General features: G+C 44.7%; 17 protein-coding genes. 14 read left to right on the plus strand and 3 right to left on the minus strand.

Annotated features, from left to right (window positions below):
- Positions 1 to 51 precede the first annotated feature (51 nt).
- The 5 genes from KNQ06_RS03820 to KNQ06_RS03840 all read left to right on the plus strand — a co-directional run bounded on the left by KNQ06_RS03820 (position 52) and on the right by KNQ06_RS03840 (position 4482).
- Positions 52 to 1143: a conserved virulence factor C family protein gene (locus KNQ06_RS03820; RefSeq protein ID WP_215147371.1), complete on the plus strand. Its 1092-nt coding sequence runs from the start codon at positions 52 to 54 to the stop codon at positions 1141 to 1143.
- 360 nt (positions 1144 to 1503) lie between these two features.
- On the plus strand, positions 1504 to 1716 hold the full coding sequence (locus tag KNQ06_RS03825) for a hypothetical protein (RefSeq protein ID WP_023468866.1): 213 nt from the start codon (positions 1504 to 1506) through the stop codon (positions 1714 to 1716).
- An 80-nt stretch (positions 1717 to 1796) separates the two neighbouring features.
- Positions 1797 to 2243: a BsuPI-related putative proteinase inhibitor gene (locus KNQ06_RS03830; RefSeq protein WP_215147373.1), complete on the plus strand. Its 447-nt coding sequence runs from the start codon at positions 1797 to 1799 to the stop codon at positions 2241 to 2243.
- Between the two features lie 33 nt (positions 2244 to 2276).
- Positions 2277 to 3095: an ammonia-dependent NAD(+) synthetase gene (nadE, locus tag KNQ06_RS03835; protein ID WP_215083893.1), complete on the plus strand. Its 819-nt coding sequence runs from the start codon at positions 2277 to 2279 to the stop codon at positions 3093 to 3095.
- Between the two features lie 115 nt (positions 3096 to 3210).
- Positions 3211 to 4482: an FAD-dependent oxidoreductase gene (locus KNQ06_RS03840; RefSeq protein ID WP_215147375.1), complete on the plus strand. Its 1272-nt coding sequence runs from the start codon at positions 3211 to 3213 to the stop codon at positions 4480 to 4482.
- A 49-nt stretch (positions 4483 to 4531) separates the two neighbouring features.
- Here the strand turns inward: KNQ06_RS03840 and KNQ06_RS03845 are convergent, their stop codons facing one another.
- Positions 4532 to 4927, minus strand: coding sequence for a disulfide bond formation protein B (locus tag KNQ06_RS03845; RefSeq protein WP_023468862.1), 396 nt, complete (start codon positions 4925 to 4927; stop codon positions 4532 to 4534).
- Between the two features lie 65 nt (positions 4928 to 4992).
- Here KNQ06_RS03845 and KNQ06_RS03850 point away from each other — a divergent pair, with 65 nt between their 5' ends.
- From KNQ06_RS03850 to KNQ06_RS03870, 5 genes are all read left to right on the plus strand, one after another.
- The gene (locus tag KNQ06_RS03850) at positions 4993 to 5883 is read left to right on the plus strand and encodes a transcriptional regulator CcpC (RefSeq protein ID WP_053453890.1); all 891 of its coding nucleotides are present in this window, start codon (positions 4993 to 4995) and stop codon (positions 5881 to 5883) included.
- Entirely contained in the window at positions 5867 to 6979 is a 1113-nt protein-coding gene (locus KNQ06_RS03855; protein WP_215147377.1) for an N-acetyldiaminopimelate deacetylase, read from the plus strand. The genes KNQ06_RS03850 and KNQ06_RS03855 overlap by 17 nt, the downstream gene beginning before the upstream one ends.
- A gap of 234 nt (positions 6980 to 7213) precedes the next feature.
- On the plus strand, positions 7214 to 8611 hold the full coding sequence (locus tag KNQ06_RS03860) for a cytochrome ubiquinol oxidase subunit I (RefSeq protein ID WP_023468859.1): 1398 nt from the start codon (positions 7214 to 7216) through the stop codon (positions 8609 to 8611).
- A gap of 12 nt (positions 8612 to 8623) precedes the next feature.
- The gene (locus KNQ06_RS03865) at positions 8624 to 9646 is read left to right on the plus strand and encodes a cytochrome d ubiquinol oxidase subunit II (RefSeq protein ID WP_215147379.1); all 1023 of its coding nucleotides are present in this window, start codon (positions 8624 to 8626) and stop codon (positions 9644 to 9646) included.
- 104 nt (positions 9647 to 9750) lie between these two features.
- Positions 9751 to 10419, plus strand: coding sequence for a potassium channel family protein (locus tag KNQ06_RS03870; protein ID WP_023468857.1), 669 nt, complete (start codon positions 9751 to 9753; stop codon positions 10417 to 10419).
- Positions 10420 to 10458: 39 nt separating this feature from the next.
- Here the strand turns inward: KNQ06_RS03870 and KNQ06_RS03875 are convergent, their stop codons facing one another.
- The gene (locus tag KNQ06_RS03875) at positions 10459 to 11235 is read right to left on the minus strand and encodes a Cof-type HAD-IIB family hydrolase (RefSeq protein WP_064299596.1); all 777 of its coding nucleotides are present in this window, start codon (positions 11233 to 11235) and stop codon (positions 10459 to 10461) included.
- Positions 11236 to 11408: 173 nt separating this feature from the next.
- On the opposite strand from KNQ06_RS03875, the gene KNQ06_RS03880 reads away from it, so the two are divergent.
- On the plus strand, positions 11409 to 11624 hold the full coding sequence (locus tag KNQ06_RS03880; protein ID WP_023468855.1) for a DNA-dependent RNA polymerase subunit epsilon: 216 nt from the start codon (positions 11409 to 11411) through the stop codon (positions 11622 to 11624).
- The gene (rnjA, locus tag KNQ06_RS03885; protein ID WP_035396693.1) at positions 11621 to 13288 is read left to right on the plus strand and encodes a ribonuclease J1; all 1668 of its coding nucleotides are present in this window, start codon (positions 11621 to 11623) and stop codon (positions 13286 to 13288) included. The genes KNQ06_RS03880 and rnjA overlap by 4 nt, the downstream gene beginning before the upstream one ends.
- 45 nt (positions 13289 to 13333) lie before the next feature.
- Here the strand turns inward: rnjA and def are convergent, their stop codons facing one another.
- Positions 13334 to 13873 carry a peptide deformylase gene (def, locus tag KNQ06_RS03890; RefSeq protein ID WP_029342180.1) on the minus strand — a complete coding sequence of 180 codons (540 nt, stop codon included), beginning with the start codon at positions 13871 to 13873 and terminating at the stop codon, positions 13334 to 13336.
- A 377-nt stretch (positions 13874 to 14250) separates the two neighbouring features.
- Here def and pdhA point away from each other — a divergent pair, with 377 nt between their 5' ends.
- Both pdhA and KNQ06_RS03900 read left to right on the plus strand, forming a co-directional pair.
- A complete protein-coding gene (gene pdhA / locus KNQ06_RS03895) occupies positions 14251 to 15333 on the plus strand; it encodes a pyruvate dehydrogenase (acetyl-transferring) E1 component subunit alpha (protein ID WP_023468852.1) in 1083 nt (360 codons plus the stop codon).
- A 3-nt stretch (positions 15334 to 15336) separates the two neighbouring features.
- Entirely contained in the window at positions 15337 to 16314 is a 978-nt protein-coding gene (locus KNQ06_RS03900; protein WP_023468851.1) for an alpha-ketoacid dehydrogenase subunit beta, read from the plus strand.
- The last annotated feature ends 54 nt before the right edge of the window (positions 16315 to 16368 follow it).

The raw sequence follows: 16368 nt of genomic DNA on the forward strand, positions 1-16368 counted from the left end.
CTTTGCATTTCAGATGAGATATCTGAAATGATAGAAGTGGAGGGGATACACATGAAAATCGTAGCGATTGAACCAACACCAAGTCCAAATAACATGAAAGTCATCGTTGATGAGGTCTTTTCGGAAAAGGGGCAGACATTCGAGCATGCCTTTGGCGCACCGGAACACATTCAGCGATTACTTGAAATACCTGGCATTAAGTTCGTTTATCAGGTCAGTGACTTTTTATCGATCGAGCGTTATCCGAAATATGATTGGCGCTCGCTTGTCATCGATATACGACGTGCGTTTGGTGAAACGTTGAATGACGTTGAACAGCACGAGACAGATGCTGAGTATGAGCCTGTCCATCTATTCGTGCAGTTCATTTTAGGCGTACCGATGCAAATCAAAGGTGTGAAAGGATTAGAAGAAAAACGAGAAGGGCTGTCGGAACGTTTCCGAGAAGCAGCGCTATTCGTCCAACCATTCGTTCAAAATGTCATTAGCGATCGACGCTGGGTAGAACAAGCACCTCGATACGGTGACCTTGACGAAAGCTTGCGTGAAGTAGCGAATGAGATTGAGATTGCCTATCCAGTCGAACGTATCGAACGTCTCAAGTCGCTCGCAGCAGGAGAAGATATTACATTTAGCGGTCAAGCGATTCAATCATCCGATTGGAAAGAACGATTCGCGGCGCTCGATGAACTACCTGTTGAGATGGAGTGGGTTCCAGCTTATGCTCGCCTGTTACAGGATGAGAAGATGCAAATTCGGCGTCAAGCGATTGTAAAGCTTGGGATGTTCGAAGATCACCGAGAAGAACTGTTAGAGTATTTGACGAGTGCACTGCATGATCCGTCAGGGATCGTTCGCCGGACAGCAGGCGATACGATTTCAGATTGGGCGATGCCAGAAGCTGAACCAATGATGATGGAAGCGTTAGCGGATAAAAATAAATTAGTACGCTGGCGAGCTGCTCGCTTCCTGTTTGATGTCGGAACGGAACAGTCAATTCCAAGACTGCGTGAAGCCATCCGAGACCGGGAATATGAAGTGGCTCTACAAGCCGAACTCGCATTAACGCGGATCGAAAGTGGGGAAGAAGCACTAGGAACGGTTTGGCAGCAAATGAATCGAATGATAGATGAAAGTTCATAAGAACTTAAAAAATAATTGCTTGAGAGAATCATTCGACAAAATGAGTCACTGATTGTCTAGGTATATTTTCCCTGTTGTCTAAAAACGCTGGTAAAATAATCAAAATTATGTTGTCATCTTTTTGAAATCGAAATGAAATGTGTTGGAAATGCTTATTAAAACGCTTGCATCTAACAACTAAATCAAGCATTCCAAAATATCCCTGATAAAATTGAAATATTGTTTTGAAATGAAATGTCGAATGACAATTTTCTTCTTTTTCCTGCCCTTTGGTACAGTTAATCTACAATAACGAATTCGAATCATGTAGGTCATCTCTTGGCTGGGCATTATGAATGAGAAAAGGGGAGAATCGGGGATATGTTACTTTTCGCTGAAACAGATTTAGCAGTAGGATACAAGGAACGGACAAAAACAGGGGTATATGTAACGATCGAAACAATCGACAGTCGTACGATCACATTAGTCGCACCGGCAAACGCGGCAGAGGATATTTGTGACGAACTTTTTGCGACAGGATTAGAGCAATTGTTTTCATTCAAGATGAATCCATCGACTTTACCTGTAGCATAAGTGAATAAACGTGCGAGAGAGGAGAATCCTCTCTCGCTTTTTTTTATGATAAAATTGATAAAGATAAAAGGAGGGATGAGATGAAACGTCTCGTTTTCATTCTGCTACTGCTTACTGTTTGTTTAGCAGGTTGCCAAGAAAAGAAACAACAGGCAACAACAACCACGAACGAACCGATTCAGATTGCAGTCAAAACGATAAAGCAGGACGACATGATGCAATTAAACATTTCTTTAACGAATCCAAATGATCACAGTGTGAACGTGACGTATCCTTCCTCACAACGTTTTCAGGCTCAATTGATTGATGCGAAACAACACGTAACGTATGATTTTGAGAAAGAGCAAGTATTCACGCAAGCGATTGAAAAGGATACGTTCACGAAACGTGAAACGAAACAGTATACAGTTGAATTACCGATCTCCTCTTTAGGTGATAGCACGGAAGTTCGCGTATCGACAATCCGTCAGTTTAAAGGAGCAAGTGCGAAACAAACGACGGACCAACAAATGATTGATTCGAAATGACGATCAACATAATGTGAAGGAGTGAAGCGATTCATGCAACAAGAAATCATCCAAGTAACAGGAGTAAAGCCTGTCATTGACCCAGCACAAGAAGTAAACGAGCGGGTAGCCTTCTTGAAGGCGTATCTCAAGCATACAGGAGCAAAAGGATTCGTACTGGGCATCTCAGGGGGACAAGATTCTTCGCTCGCCGGTCGTCTGTGCCAACTGGCAGTTGAAGAGTTACGAAAAGAAGAGGGAAAAGATGTCGCATTTTATGCGGTCCGCTTGCCTTACGGGGAACAACAAGATGAAGCAGACGCACAGACAGCCTTGACGTTCATTCAACCGGATCATTCGCTTCGTGTGAATATTAAACCAGCAGTCGAAGCATCGATGCAGGCGTTCAAAGAAGCGACAGGTGCAGAACTTTCCGACTTTAGTAAAGGGAATACGAAAGCGCGGGAGCGAATGAAAAGCCAATATGATTTAGCCGCTCATTATGGCTGTTTAGTCGTTGGAACGGATCATGCAGCTGAATTTGTGACGGGATTCTACACGAAACACGGTGATGGTGCATGTGATTTGACGCCATTGACAGGACTGAATAAACGGCAAGGGAAACAACTCTTACGTTACTTGAACGCACCAGAAGTCTTGATTGAAAAAGTTCCGACAGCAGATCTTGAAGAAAATCGTCCGGCATTACCAGACGAAGTGGCACTTGGAATGACATACGAAGAAATTGATGATTATTTGGAAGGAAAGACGATTTCAGAAGCAAGTCAAGAAAAGTTAGAGACACAGTATAAACGTGTTGGACATAAGCATCATATGCCGGTCTCACCACTCGATGAATGGTGGAAAGCCTAATCCAAAATAAGGAGACGTGATTTCAATCGTGAAATCACGTCTTTTTTCATGTTCTTCGATTCTTCTTCAATCGTTATGGGAAAAGAAAAGAAATGATGATTGAGGAGGCGAGAGTATGACGATTGGTATCATAGGTGGAGGGTTATCCGGCTTGACGGCAGCGGCATTATTCGCAAAACAAGGAACACCGGTCACGCTCTGGGATGCTGGATTGCTCGGAGGACGTGCCACCTCTCAAACCGTAAAAGGGTTTACGTTTAATTACGGTGCTCATGCGATTTATGGGCGCGATCAATCGATTCTCCGCAAATTAACGAAACAGCTCGGTATCGAAGTGACGTGGTTAGATTTCTCAGCGAGTCGTGCGAAATATGAGTTTTCAGGTCATTTGACGGCAGTTCCTGCGAATGCCTGGGGATTATTGAAAACAGAAGTCATCGAAGGAACGAACAAAGTACGTTTCACTTGGGAGATCATTAAAACGATTTTACGAGTCGAACGAGGGGATCCGCAACAATCAATTGGGCAATGGTTAAAAACGGAACGAGTCGATGAACAAGTGGCACAGTTGATGCTTGATTTGGCATCAACGAACTTTTTTACGGCAGAACCCGAAAAAATCCCGTCAGACGTCTATTTCGAGTATTATCAAAAACTTTTTCGGACGCGCAAGCCTGTCTCATACATCGAAGGTGGGTGGCAAGGGCTAGTACAGGAGTTGGAACGGATCATCCTAGAGAACCACGGAGAGATCCTGAAAAAAACAAAAATAACAGCAGTCGAATCGACTACGACAGGATTCTTAGTACGTGATCGAAAGAAACAAGAATGGAACGTCGAACGGATCATCTTTGCCGTCCCACCGCGTGAAATCTTAAAAATGGCGACTCCCACTGACATTCAGCGATTTGTTACACCGTACGCGAGCCATGAACCGGTAGAAGTATTCGTGTATGATCTTGGACTTCATCCGTATATCGAAACACCGTATTCATACATCTACGACCGTTCGCATCGAGCGTTCATCACGGATTTATCGCATTATGATGCAAGTCTTGCACCGAAGGATAGTCAAGTTCTTCAAGCAATCGCCTACCTTGAACACGATCGACTTGAGGATCCTGATTATATTGGACATGTCCGAACAGGAATCGAACAGATGCTTGACGCTCATTTTGCAGATTGGCGACAACGTATCGTCGCAGAACGAACGATCAAACGAGCAGTCGTACAAGAAATCAAATGGAAAATGGGGCAAACGCCGCTTGCGACTCACATTCCGGATCATGCAGGTGTCGCTTTCGTCGGGGACTGGTGTGAAGGTACGGGACAACTCTCGGAGCTTGCGTTCTCAAGTGCCGTCAGCGTCTTCAATCGCTGGACGTGATGTCAAACGACAAAAAAGAGAAGTCGAATCGACTTCTCTTTTTTGTATCTTATGCTTCATTGTTCGAACGTGCTGGATAGAACGCTAGAATCAAGAGTAATGTGAAGGCAATGAGACTCATCATCGGAATTGTCAAGAAACCAAAATAGTTGACCCACTTGATGAGACAGCCGCTTGTACATAACGCTTCGCCATCAGGTAAACGCTCAAGGATGACGTGGTACAAGGCGACACCAAAGCCGGCAAGCACATACAGGCGAACGAAGAGCGGATCGATCGTTTTCGACCGGAATAGCGAGATGAGCAAATAAAAGGCAGTCGTATACATGAATAGTCGTTGCCACCAACAGAGAGGGCAGGGGATGAATCCGCGAATTTCACTGAAATAGAGACTGCCAAGCGTTGCAATCGTTGAGATGATGAACATAAAATGATAGCGTGTCATATGTATCGTCCTTTCTAACGTGTTAAACTAATGCCATCTTATATCATGAGGAGTCGAATCTCACATTGCAAGTGTCGGAAATGGAAATGTTGATCACCTTATCGGAAGAATTGAATATGAGGCGCGCTGCTGAACGATTATTCGTCTCGCAACCTGCGCTTAGTCAACGTCTCGTTGCGATTGAAAGACGCTGGGGAACAAAATTATTCATTCGTTCATCGCGTGGGTTAAGCATCACACCACAAGGAGAAAAAGTAATCGGTCTCGCAAAAGAGATGAATCGGAAGGAACTTGAGTTAAAAAGTGAATTGACAGCAGAAGAGGGTGCCGTTTATGGGACGCTTCGGATTGCCGTCGCTTCCATCATGGGGCAATATTGGCTCCCGCGTGTCTTAAAACGTTTCGTTGAGCGTTATCCGCATGTCCGTGTTCAGCTTGTCACGGGATGGTCCAGTGAGATGATGCGTCATATGTTAGAGGAACATTTTCATATCGGGATCATTCGTGGAAACCCGGACTGGAAAGGTGTTAAAGAACGTCTTTTCTCGGATCCGCTCTATTTAGTCGATAGTGAGTTGACGTCAATCGAACAGTTACGCGTGACGGATCGACCATTCATCCAGTTCAAGAGTGATTCAACGTACTATCAAGAAATTTTAGAATGGTGGCAAGATCGGTTCGCAAGTCCACCTTCTCGGACCCTTGTCGTCGATCAAATCGAGACATGTAAACAGATGGCGTTACATGGAATTGGTTTTGCAATCCTGCCTGAGTCGACGATTCAGCATTCGAATGAAGTCATGCAACTTCCGTTGAAGACCTCATCTGGAAAAGTATTAAAGCGAGATACATGGATTTTGTCTACGGAATCGATGCTTGAACTAAAACAAGTTCAAGCATTTTGGGACATCGTAAAAGAAGAAGGAGGAAGTCAGTCAGATGGAATACGCCATTGAAATGCGGCGCGCGCTTCATAAAATACCAGAACCAGGGTTCAAGGAATTTAAGACGCAAGCTTTTATATTGGAACAAATTCGTGCTTATCCACCAGATCGTGTCACGTATGACACGTTTGAAACGGGTGTTTTCGTTCGAGTGAAAGGATTGACTGGAAATCGGACGATTGGATACCGGGCAGACATTGATGGGTTACCGATCGAAGAAGCGACAGGTCTTCCATTTTGTTCGGAACATCCAGGCTTCATGCATGCCTGTGGTCACGATATGCACACGTCGATTGCGTTGGGATTGATGAAACGAATCATTGAATTGCCGGTCATGGATGATGTCGTCTTTTTATTCCAACCAGCGGAAGAAGGTCCGGGCGGGGCAGAACCGATGATTAAAAGTCCGTTGTTTGAAAAATATCGTCCAAGTGAGATGTATGGTCTTCACGTCGCACCGGAATATCCAGTCGGTACGATTGCGAGCCGTCCCGGCGTCTTGTTCGCGAGTGCTCGAGAAGTCCATATCACGATCTATGGTCAAAGTGGTCACGCGGCCTTTCCTCATTTGACGATTGATACGGTCGTTGCGCAAGCAGCCTTAATCATGCAATTGCAAACAATCGTCAGTCGATCCATCAATCCGATGAACTGTAGCGTCATTACGATCGGAAAGGTCGATGCCGGGATTCGGGAAAACGTCATCGCCGGTAGAGCTGTTCTTGACGGTACGATGCGCGCACTCAATGGAGAAGACATGGAAAAACTGGAACAACGCGTTCGTGACATCATTCGAGGAATCGAAGCTTCCTTTGGCGTCAAGATTGATCTACAATTCGGAAATCGTTATTACGAGGTCGTCAATGACCGACACATCGTTGATAAATTTTCATCATTCGTCAAGATGAATGCGAACTACATTGAATGTGATGCAGCTATGACAGGAGAAGACTTCGGATTCATGTTGAAGGAAATTCCAGGGATGATGTTTTGGCTCGGAGTCGACAATCCGACATCTGGACTTCACCAACCAACCTTGAATCCGGATGAATCCGCGATTCCATTTGTGATTGATTTACTCGATCATTATTTCCGAGAATATGTTTAAAAAGTTTTATGAAATAATGAAGGACATTAAGCTTTCCCTTTCGAAATCAAGAATGGGAAAGCTTTTTATATATGTAAGAATAGGAGTTTTCGAACATTTTGTGAAAAAAATCACGTGCACATGTGAACAATTTGTTACATCAAACATTATAAACAGACATAAAGGGTTATGTTCTCTATGATACGGTTATAGACCATATAGAGAAGTATGTTTTAGGAAGAGGGGGCTATATACATGTTCAATGATCCCGTATTGCTCAGTCGATTGTTGACAGGGCTCACATTAGCGTTTCACATTATATTCGCGACGATTGGTGTCGGGGTACCGCTCATGGTACTCGCAGCTGAATTCATCGGTCTGAAACGCAAAGATCCGGATTATATTTTATTAGCAAGACGGTGGACGCGTGGATACGTCGTTACCGTCGCAGTCGGTGTCGTGACAGGGACGGCCATCGGATTGCAATTATCACTACTTTGGCCGTCACTCATGCAAGTGGCTGGTCAAACGATCGCATTACCACTGTTCATGGAAACATTCGCATTCTTCTTTGAAGCGATTTTCCTCGGTATTTACCTGTATACATGGGATCGATTCAAAAACCCATGGTTACACTGGTTGATCGGGATTCCAGTCGTCATCGGTGCGACAGCATCAGCATTCTTCATTACGACGGTCAACTCCTTCATGAACTCACCAGAAGGATTTAAGATAGTCAACGGAACGCTAACGCAAATTGAACCATTAAAAGCAATGTTCAATACAGCAACACCTACAAAAGCAACACACGTCATCGTATCGGCTTATTTGACAGTCGCCTTCATCTTGGCGGCAATCGCGGCGTTCCACTTACTCCGCAAAAAAACACTCTCAGCAGCGGAAACAGCGTATCACAAAAAAGCACTTCGCTTAACGGTTATGGCTGGATTGATTTTTGCCTTCTCGACTGCACTTGTCGGGGACTTCTCAGGGAAATACTTGGCGAAATATCAGCCAGAGAAACTCGCGGCTGCTGAATGGCATTTTGAAACGACAAGTGAAGCAGAATTGATCTTTGGTGGGATACTTGATCAGCAAGAAGACGGTAGTTATGAAATCAAGGGAGCCGTCAAAATCCCATATGCACTCTCGATCCTTGCGGGTGGAGCTCCAGATACAGAAGTCATTGGTCTAAATGAGTTCGCAAAAGAAGATCAAGCACCGCTGATCGTTCACTATTTCTTCGATATTATGGTTTCGATTGGTATGTATTTGGCTGCCATCTCTGCCTTGTTCATCTTGGCATTCCGTTTGAAAAAATTAAATCCTTATAACAAATGGATTTTAAGAGGTGTCTTCATCGGTGGACCTCTGGCGATGATTTCCATTGAAGCAGGTTGGATGTATGCTGAAATTGGTCGCCAACCTTGGACACTTTACGGCATCATGCGGACAGCAGATGCGGCGACGACATCAACTGCCGTCGGTCCGATGTTGATTCTATTCAGTGCCTTGTACTTGATGCTCGGTACGATTTGTACAGTCGTATTATTACGGATGTTCAAGAAAAACCCGGTTGGAAAAGAACTTCAAGAACTTGCTGAAAACCACCACGCACGTGGGGAAGCTATGTTCGTGGATGATAACAAGTAAGGAGGGAACGATTTGGACGTTCAAACACTAGGAATTACGGTCCTCTGGACTTTCCTGTACGGATATCTCATCGTTGCCTCAATTGACTTCGGTGCTGGATTTTACGCCTTTTATTCAAAATATACGAAGCGGGATCATTTAACGAATCGATTGATTCTTCGTTATCTCTCACCAGTGTGGGAGGTAACGAATGTCTTCTTCGTATTCTTCTTCGTCGGACTAGTCGGGTTCTTCCCGGATACCGCTTACTATTTCGGTACGGCACTACTCGTGCCAGCCTCGATCGTTCTCGTATTGATTGCGATTCGTGGTAGCTTCTATGCTTTTGCCAATTATGGATCAAACGACAGCATGTTCTATACGTTCTTATATGGAGCAACTGGTCTATTGATTCCGGCGGCGATGTCAACGACATTGACGATCAGTCAAGGTGGTTTCATTCGTAAAACGAATGAAACAGTCGAGTTTTTAGGAACAAAATTATTTACGAACTTTTACTCTTGGTCGGTCGTAGCACTCGCTATCGTATCCGTCCTCTATATCAGTGCGATGTTCCTCTTGTTCTACGCAGATAAAGCGAAGGATGAAGGGGCTACTCCGCTAATTCGTAAATGGTCACTCTTCTGGAGTGGTCCGACGATTCTTGTCTGTGCACTCGTCTTCTTTGGATTGAAAAATCAAGCGGCATGGCACTATGAGAACATCTTAAACGGGAACTGGTGGTGGTTCGCTGCTAGTTTCATCTTCTTCCTCGTTGCGGTGACACTCGTCTACATGAAGAAGAATTACGGAATTGCTTTCGTCGCGGTCATGCTACAGTATGGAGTGGCATGGTTTGGTTACGGTTATACGCACTTACCATACATCTTGTATCCATATATCGATATCAACAAAGCGGTCGTTAACGAAACAATGGCTTCCGCACTCGTCGTTGTCTTCATCTTCGGACTCTTACTCTTGATTCCGGCGTTGTACTTGATTTTACGACTCTTCTTGTTCGATAACGATTATGTACGTGGGAAATCCTCAAAATAATGGATGAATAAACGCCTCTGCGAATCGCAGGGGCGTTTATAGTATTTTTAAATTGAATCGGGTACACTACTAAGGAAGAGCGATTGTGAAGGAGAGTTGTGAAAATGAATGGAGAGTTTGCAGTAATTGGACTAGGGCGCTTTGGTGGCTCGATTGTCCGCGAATTATCGAAAAATGGCTACGATGTCTTAGCGATTGACTCCGACGAGGAGCGCGTCAATGAATTCATGGGAATTGCGACGCATTCCGTCATCGCGGACACGACGGATGAGAATGTCTTAAAAAGTCTAGGAATCCGAAACTTCGATCATGTCATCGTTGCCATCGGTGAAAATATTCAAGCATCCATCTTGACGACATTGATCTTAAAAGAGCTTGGGGTACAATCGATCACCGTTAAAGCGACGAACGATTACCACGAAAAGGTATTACGAAAAATCGGAGCAGACTTCATCGTTCACCCCGAACGGGATATGGGAGTCCGGATTGCAAATGGTTTAATGAGTTCAAATATTCTTGACTATCTCGACTTATCTCAAGAATTTTCGATCGTTGAAATTAAAGTCAGTGACCGGATGGCAAAACAAACATTGATCGACCTTGATCTACGAAGCAAATACGGAGCGAACGTCGTCGCCATTAAACGTGGAGAAAACGTTCTGATTTCTCTACAAGCTGATGAAATGATTGAAAAAGGGGACTATCTCGTCGTCATTGGTGAAAATGAGGATCTCGACCGTCTAGAGCGTGCGATTCATAAAGTGAAGAACTAAAAAAAAGCTGAGGCGCGCCTCAGCTTTACATTTACTTAATTAAATGAGTTGGAATTCTTTTAATCCGTGTGCGATACCGTCCTCAAGGATTGGTTTCGTGACATAGTCAGCGGCAGCTTTCGTTTCTGGAAGCCCGTTGCCCATTGCAATACCGGTTCCAACGTAGCGGAGCATCTCTAAATCGTTTAAAGCATCACCGAATGCAAAGGTATCTTCGCGGCGAATATTCGTCAATTTCAGGAATTGTTTGATCCCTTCTGCTTTCGAGGAACCGACATTGATGACATCCATTGCGTGTGGATGCCAACGAATGAAATCGAATGCGTCATACCGTTTAACATAATCCGCTTCTTCTTCGGCCGTACAGTAGACGAGCGTTTGGAAAACATCATGCGATAAGAAAGCTTCTTCATCGTGAATCGGTAATGGCATGTCGAGTTCGCCGAGCGAATCTACGACATGCGTGTCATTTGATTTCGTCGTGAAGCCTTTTGTTTCGCCAAGATAAACGAGTGTATGCCCGTTTTCTTTCGCTTGTTGCGTTAAATGCGTTAAATCCGTCTTAGGTTGTGGACGTTTGTAGATGATTTCATTTTGATGAACGACGATTTGCCCGTTATAGCCGATAATCGTATCGATGTTGAGTAGTTCACGGATTCCAGACAACATCGCAGGTCCGCGTCCAGTTGCAAGGGCTACATAGACACCATTTTCTTGAAGCTTACGAATTGCCTGTTTTGTTGATTCCGGAACAAAATGACCATCATGCAATAAGGTTCCGTCGATATCGAAAAAGACGACTTTCTGATTTGCCATGGTTTCACCTTCTCTTTTTAATTGGTCGAAATGACCTGTTCATGTGAAAGTATAGCATAACCAAAAGCGTGTTGCCGGAAGGGAACATGCCGAATAAGGATGAAAAATAGTCCATGTATCGTGTATACTGTACTAAGGACAAAAAACAATGTACTGATAAGGAGTTGCTAGGCATGATTTTTAAAGTATTTTACCAACCGCTTCGTTCGGAAGCACCTGTTCGTGAACGGACAGAAACAATGTATGTAGAAGGGGAAAGCATTCGTGACGTGCGATCAACGATTGACCACCTCAAAGATATCAACATCGAGTTCATCCGCGAAGTCAGCGGAGAATTTTTGACATACGAACAACAACATCCTGATTTCAAGGTTGCGACGTTCGAATGAAGTTCGTCAAAAACCATCAGGCCGCCGTTTTCGCACTCGGTGGACTCGGGGAAATCGGGAAGAACACGTATGTCGTTCAATTCCAAGATGAGATCATCGTCATTGACGCGGGTGTCATGTTCCCAGAAGATGAATTACTTGGAATCGACTATGTCATTCCAGATTACACGTACTTGATCAAGAACAAGGATAAGGTCAAAGGCGTCTTCATCACACACGGTCATGAAGATCACATTGGTGGTCTGCCTTTCTTGCTTAAACAAGTGAACTTACCGATTTACGCTGGTAAGATTGCGATGGGTCTCATCAAGGTGAAGTTAGAAGAGCATGGTTTGCTTCGCAACGCGGAACTGCATGAGATCGATGAAGATTCGGTCATCAAGTTCCGGAAGACAAGCATCTCGTTTTTCCGTACGACACACTCGATTCCGAACTCGTTCGGTGTCGTCGTCAAAACACCACAAGGGAACATCGTGCATACAGGGGACTTCAAGTTCGATTTCACGCCAGTCGGAGAGCCGGCTGATTTAGCGAAAATGGCTGAACTCGGTAAAGAAGGCGTATTGTGTCTTCTATCGGATTCAACGAATGCAGAAGTGGAAGGGTTTACGATGAGTGAACGTGTCGTTGGGGAAACGATCTCAGACATCTTCCGTAAAGCGGAAGGACGGATCATCTTCGCGACGTTTGCGTCGAACATCTATCGTCTGCAACAAGTCGTCAATGCTTCTGTAGAAGCAGGACGGAAAATCGTCGTCTTCGGACGTAGCATGGACAAGGTCATGATGATTGGTCAAGAACTTGATTTCATCAAAGCACCGAAGGGGACGATCATCGAGCCGAACGAGATGAAACGTTATAAATCAAATGAGTTGACGATCCTTTGTACCGGTTCACAAGGAGAACCAATGGCTGCACTTAGCCGTATCGCAAACGGAACACATCGTCAAATCTCGATCATTCCGGATGATCTCGTCATCTTCTCTTCGTCCCCAATCCCAGGAAACGTCGTTTCTGTCGGAAAGACGATCAATCAGCTATATAAAGCTGGCGCAGATGTCATGTACGGTAAACTGAATGATATCCATACATCAGGTCACGGTAGTCAACAAGAGCAGTTGCTCATGTTACGTCTATTGAATCCGAAATACTTCATGCCGATTCACGGGGAATACCGGATGCTGAAGAAGCATATGTCGCTTGCGATGGATGCTGGTGTACCGGAAGAGAACTGCTTCGTCATGGATAACGGTGAAGTACTCGCATTAGATGCGAATGCAGCCGCTATCACTGGGAAGATTCAAGCGAATGCCGTTTATGTCGATGGAAAAGGAATCGGAGACATCGGAAACATCGTCTTACGCGATCGCCGTATTCTCTCAGAAGAGGGACTCGTCGTCGTCGTCGTGACGCTTGACTCGAAGACGAATCGTCTCGTCTCTGGACCGGACATCATCTCGCGTGGTTTCGTCTACATGCGTGAGTCGGGTAATTTGATTAAAGATGCTGAACGTCTACTCAAGCGTTCGCTTGATCAATCGCTTGCGAACCGTAATACGAAATGGACGGACATCAAACAAGTCATCAATGATACGCTCACACCGTATTTAACAGAAAAAACACAACGTCATCCAATGGTCATGCCGATCATCATGGAAGTCTGATTCAAAAAAATCCTCGTCTCCGAAACGGAAACGAGGATTTTTGAATTACGTGGCAGGACCGTATTCCTTGAACGGTTCTTTTTTATCAATCCGATCATAGAACATGACGCCATCTAGATGGTCGTATTCATGCTGGCAGACGATTGCTTTCATCCCTTTTAAACGTAATTTTATAGGATTTCCGTTATGATCGATGCCAGTTAGGGTAATACGCATATAGCGCGGTACATGTCCTTCGACTTCACGATCGACGGACAGACATCCTTCGCCGCCCGTTAAATAGGTCTGCTCGACGGAATGACTGATGATTTTTGGATTATAGATACCAAATTCCAGCAAATCATCACCATCCGGTAAGCGGATCGCGAACATGCGCTTGTTGACACCGATTTGTGGTGCTGCAAGTCCAATGCCGCTTCGTAAATCGTATTTCTTCGCAATTTCATCATCTTGACTGTTGGCGAGGAACTCGCGCATGAGTCGCATCGTTTCCTTATCCTCATCGCTGAGAGGGAAGGTCACTTCTACTGACCGTTCGTGAAGAGCAGGAACGTCTTCGCGTACGATTTCATTCATGGTGATCATGAACAACACTCCTTTCGTCTACAAAAAGTATAGCATAGGAAAGTGGGGAATGATGACAACTAACACAGTAGGAAAATATCGAATGATACAGAAGATGGAATATTCTAGTTTTGTGATTGAATTCACAATGTGAAACGCGAAAAAAATAAAACATTTCCTTTGATTTTAAGGTGTTACAGATTTATACTTGTAACGTAATGAACAAGACACTATAACGTGTCGATTCATGATAATACAGTTTACTCAACTGAATAGGTACACAGACACATGTTCAAAGGATAGTCACACGGGACTTCGTTTTTTGGACACTATTGTCATGTGGGCAAATCAGTCAGAGGAATATTTCGCTGAACGCAGTGAAAGGATGAGGTGAAAAGATGAACGTAAACATGTTTAAAAACGTGGAAGAAAACTTTGAAACGTTCCGCATTCTTGACGAGAAAGGTGAAGTCGTCAATAAAGACGCTATGCCAGACCTCTCGGATGAAGAGCTTACGGAATTAATGCGCCGTCTCGTATACACACGTATCTGGGACCAACGTGCAATCTCACTTAACCGTCAAGGACGTCTTGGTTTCTACGCTCCAGTAGCTGGACAAGAAGCGTCAATGATCGGTACGCAATTCGCTTTGGATAAAGATGACTGGATTCTTCCTGGATACCGTGATATTCCACAAATGGTCTTCCATGGCTTCCCACTTTACAAAGCATTCTTGTTCTCACGCGGTCACATCACAGGTGGTAAGATCCCTGAAGGTGTTAACGTCTTAATGCCACAAATCATCATCGGTGCGCAGATCGTTCAAGCGGCTGGTGTTGCTCTCGGTCTTAAGAAAAGCGGTAAAGAACAAGTCGCAATCACTTACACAGGTGATGGTGGTTCTTCACAAGGGGACTTCTATGAAGGTATGAACTTCGCTGGAGCTTTCAAAGCACCTGCAATCTTCGTCGTTCAAAACAACCGTTTCGCAATCTCGACACCTGTCGAAAAACAATCTATGGCGAAAACAATCGCTCAAAAAGCTGTCGCTGCTGGGATCAATGGTATCCAAGTCGACGGTATGGACGTTCTTGCTGTATACGCAGCTACGAAACAAGCTCGTGTTGAAGCACTCAACGGTGTTCCGACATTGATCGAAACATTGACTTACCGTTACGGACCACACACACTCGCTGGTGATGATCCAACACGTTACCGTACAAAAGACATGGATGATGAGTATCAAGCACAAGATCCACTCGTCCGTTTCCGTGCTTTCATGGAAGCAAAAGGTCTTTGGAACGAAGATAAAGAGAACGAAGTCATCGAGCAAGCAAAAGCTGACGTTAAGGAAGCACTTGCACAAGCTGACAAAGAACCAAAACAAAAAGTTACAGATTTCATCAACGTGATGGCTGAAAAGCTTCCACAAAACCTGCAAGAGCAGCTTGATGAGTATACAGCAAAGGAGTCGAAATAACCCATGGCACAAATGACGATGATCCAAGCGATCACTGACGCAATGCGCGTCGAGATGAAACGCGACGAACAAGTTCTCTTGTTCGGTGAAGACGTCGGTAAAAACGGTGGGGTATTCCGTGCGACAGAAGGTCTTCAAGATGAGCTCGGCGAAGACCGCGTCTTCGATACACCACTTGCGGAATCAGGTATTGGTGGTCTTGCTGTCGGATTCAGTCTGACAGGATTCCGTCCAATCATGGAAATCCAATTCTTCGGATTCGTATTCGAAGTATTCGATTCAGTCGCAGCACAACTTGCGCGTCTCCGTTACCGTTCAGGCGGCACATACAGTGCACCTGTTACAATCCGTTCACCATTCGGTGGCGGTGTTAAAACACCGGAACTTCACGCAGATAACCTCGAAGGACTCATGGCTCAGTCACCAGGACTTAAAGTTGTCATTCCTTCAACACCTTACGATGCAAAAGGTCTTTTGATCGCGTCAATCCGCGACAACGACCCAGTCGTATTCCTCGAGCACATGAAACTCTACCGTTCATTCCGCGGTGAAGTGCCAGAGGGCGATTACACGATCGAACTCGGAAAAGCTGATGTTAAACGTGAAGGTACAGACGTAACAATCGTCACTTACGGTGCGATGGTACACGCTTCACTTAAAGCAGCGGAAGAGCTCGAAAAAGAAAACATCAGCGTCGAAATCATCGACTTGATGACAATCAGCCCAATCGACATCGATACGATTCTTGCTTCTGTCAAGAAAACAAACCGTGTCGTCGTCGTTCAAGAAGCACAAAAACAAGCGGGTATCGCTGCAATGGTTGCAACTGAAATCCAAGAACGTGCAATCCTTGACCTCGAAGCGCCAATTCTTCGTGTTGCTGCTCCAGATACAATCTTCCCATTCGCACAAGGTGAAGACGTCTGGATCCCAGATCACAAAGATATCGTTGAGAAAGTCAAAACTGTCTACAATTTCTAAGAGCATTTCGGAAAATAAGGAGAGGGGTTCATTCTCTCCTTGCTTCCGTTTTTA

It is taken from the genome of Exiguobacterium sp. s91, from assembly GCF_018618915.1.
Classification (GTDB): domain Bacteria; phylum Bacillota; class Bacilli; order Exiguobacteriales; family Exiguobacteriaceae; genus Exiguobacterium_A; species Exiguobacterium_A abrahamii.

Excerpts from the sequence above, each read along its gene's own strand:
- KNQ06_RS03820 (WP_215147371.1), top strand. The coding sequence starts at position 52 with ATGAAAATCGTAGCGATTGAACCAACACCAAGTCCAAATAACATGAAA.
- KNQ06_RS03825 (WP_023468866.1), top strand. The coding sequence starts at position 1,504 with ATGTTACTTTTCGCTGAAACAGATTTAGCAGTAGGATACAAGGAACGG.
- KNQ06_RS03830 (WP_215147373.1), top strand. The coding sequence starts at position 1,797 with ATGAAACGTCTCGTTTTCATTCTGCTACTGCTTACTGTTTGTTTAGCA.
- nadE (WP_215083893.1), top strand. The coding sequence starts at position 2,277 with ATGCAACAAGAAATCATCCAAGTAACAGGAGTAAAGCCTGTCATTGAC.
- KNQ06_RS03840 (WP_215147375.1), top strand. The coding sequence starts at position 3,211 with ATGACGATTGGTATCATAGGTGGAGGGTTATCCGGCTTGACGGCAGCG.
- KNQ06_RS03845 (WP_023468862.1), bottom strand. The coding sequence starts at position 4,927 with ATGACACGCTATCATTTTATGTTCATCATCTCAACGATTGCAACGCTT.
- KNQ06_RS03855 (WP_215147377.1), top strand. The coding sequence starts at position 5,867 with ATGGAATACGCCATTGAAATGCGGCGCGCGCTTCATAAAATACCAGAA.
- KNQ06_RS03860 (WP_023468859.1), top strand. The coding sequence starts at position 7,214 with ATGTTCAATGATCCCGTATTGCTCAGTCGATTGTTGACAGGGCTCACA.
- KNQ06_RS03870 (WP_023468857.1), top strand. The coding sequence starts at position 9,751 with ATGAATGGAGAGTTTGCAGTAATTGGACTAGGGCGCTTTGGTGGCTCG.
- KNQ06_RS03875 (WP_064299596.1), bottom strand. The coding sequence starts at position 11,235 with ATGGCAAATCAGAAAGTCGTCTTTTTCGATATCGACGGAACCTTATTG.
- KNQ06_RS03880 (WP_023468855.1), top strand. The coding sequence starts at position 11,409 with ATGATTTTTAAAGTATTTTACCAACCGCTTCGTTCGGAAGCACCTGTT.
- rnjA (WP_035396693.1), top strand. The coding sequence starts at position 11,621 with ATGAAGTTCGTCAAAAACCATCAGGCCGCCGTTTTCGCACTCGGTGGA.
- def (WP_029342180.1), bottom strand. The coding sequence starts at position 13,873 with ATGATCACCATGAATGAAATCGTACGCGAAGACGTTCCTGCTCTTCAC.
- pdhA (WP_023468852.1), top strand. The coding sequence starts at position 14,251 with ATGAACGTAAACATGTTTAAAAACGTGGAAGAAAACTTTGAAACGTTC.
- KNQ06_RS03900 (WP_023468851.1), top strand. The coding sequence starts at position 15,337 with ATGGCACAAATGACGATGATCCAAGCGATCACTGACGCAATGCGCGTC.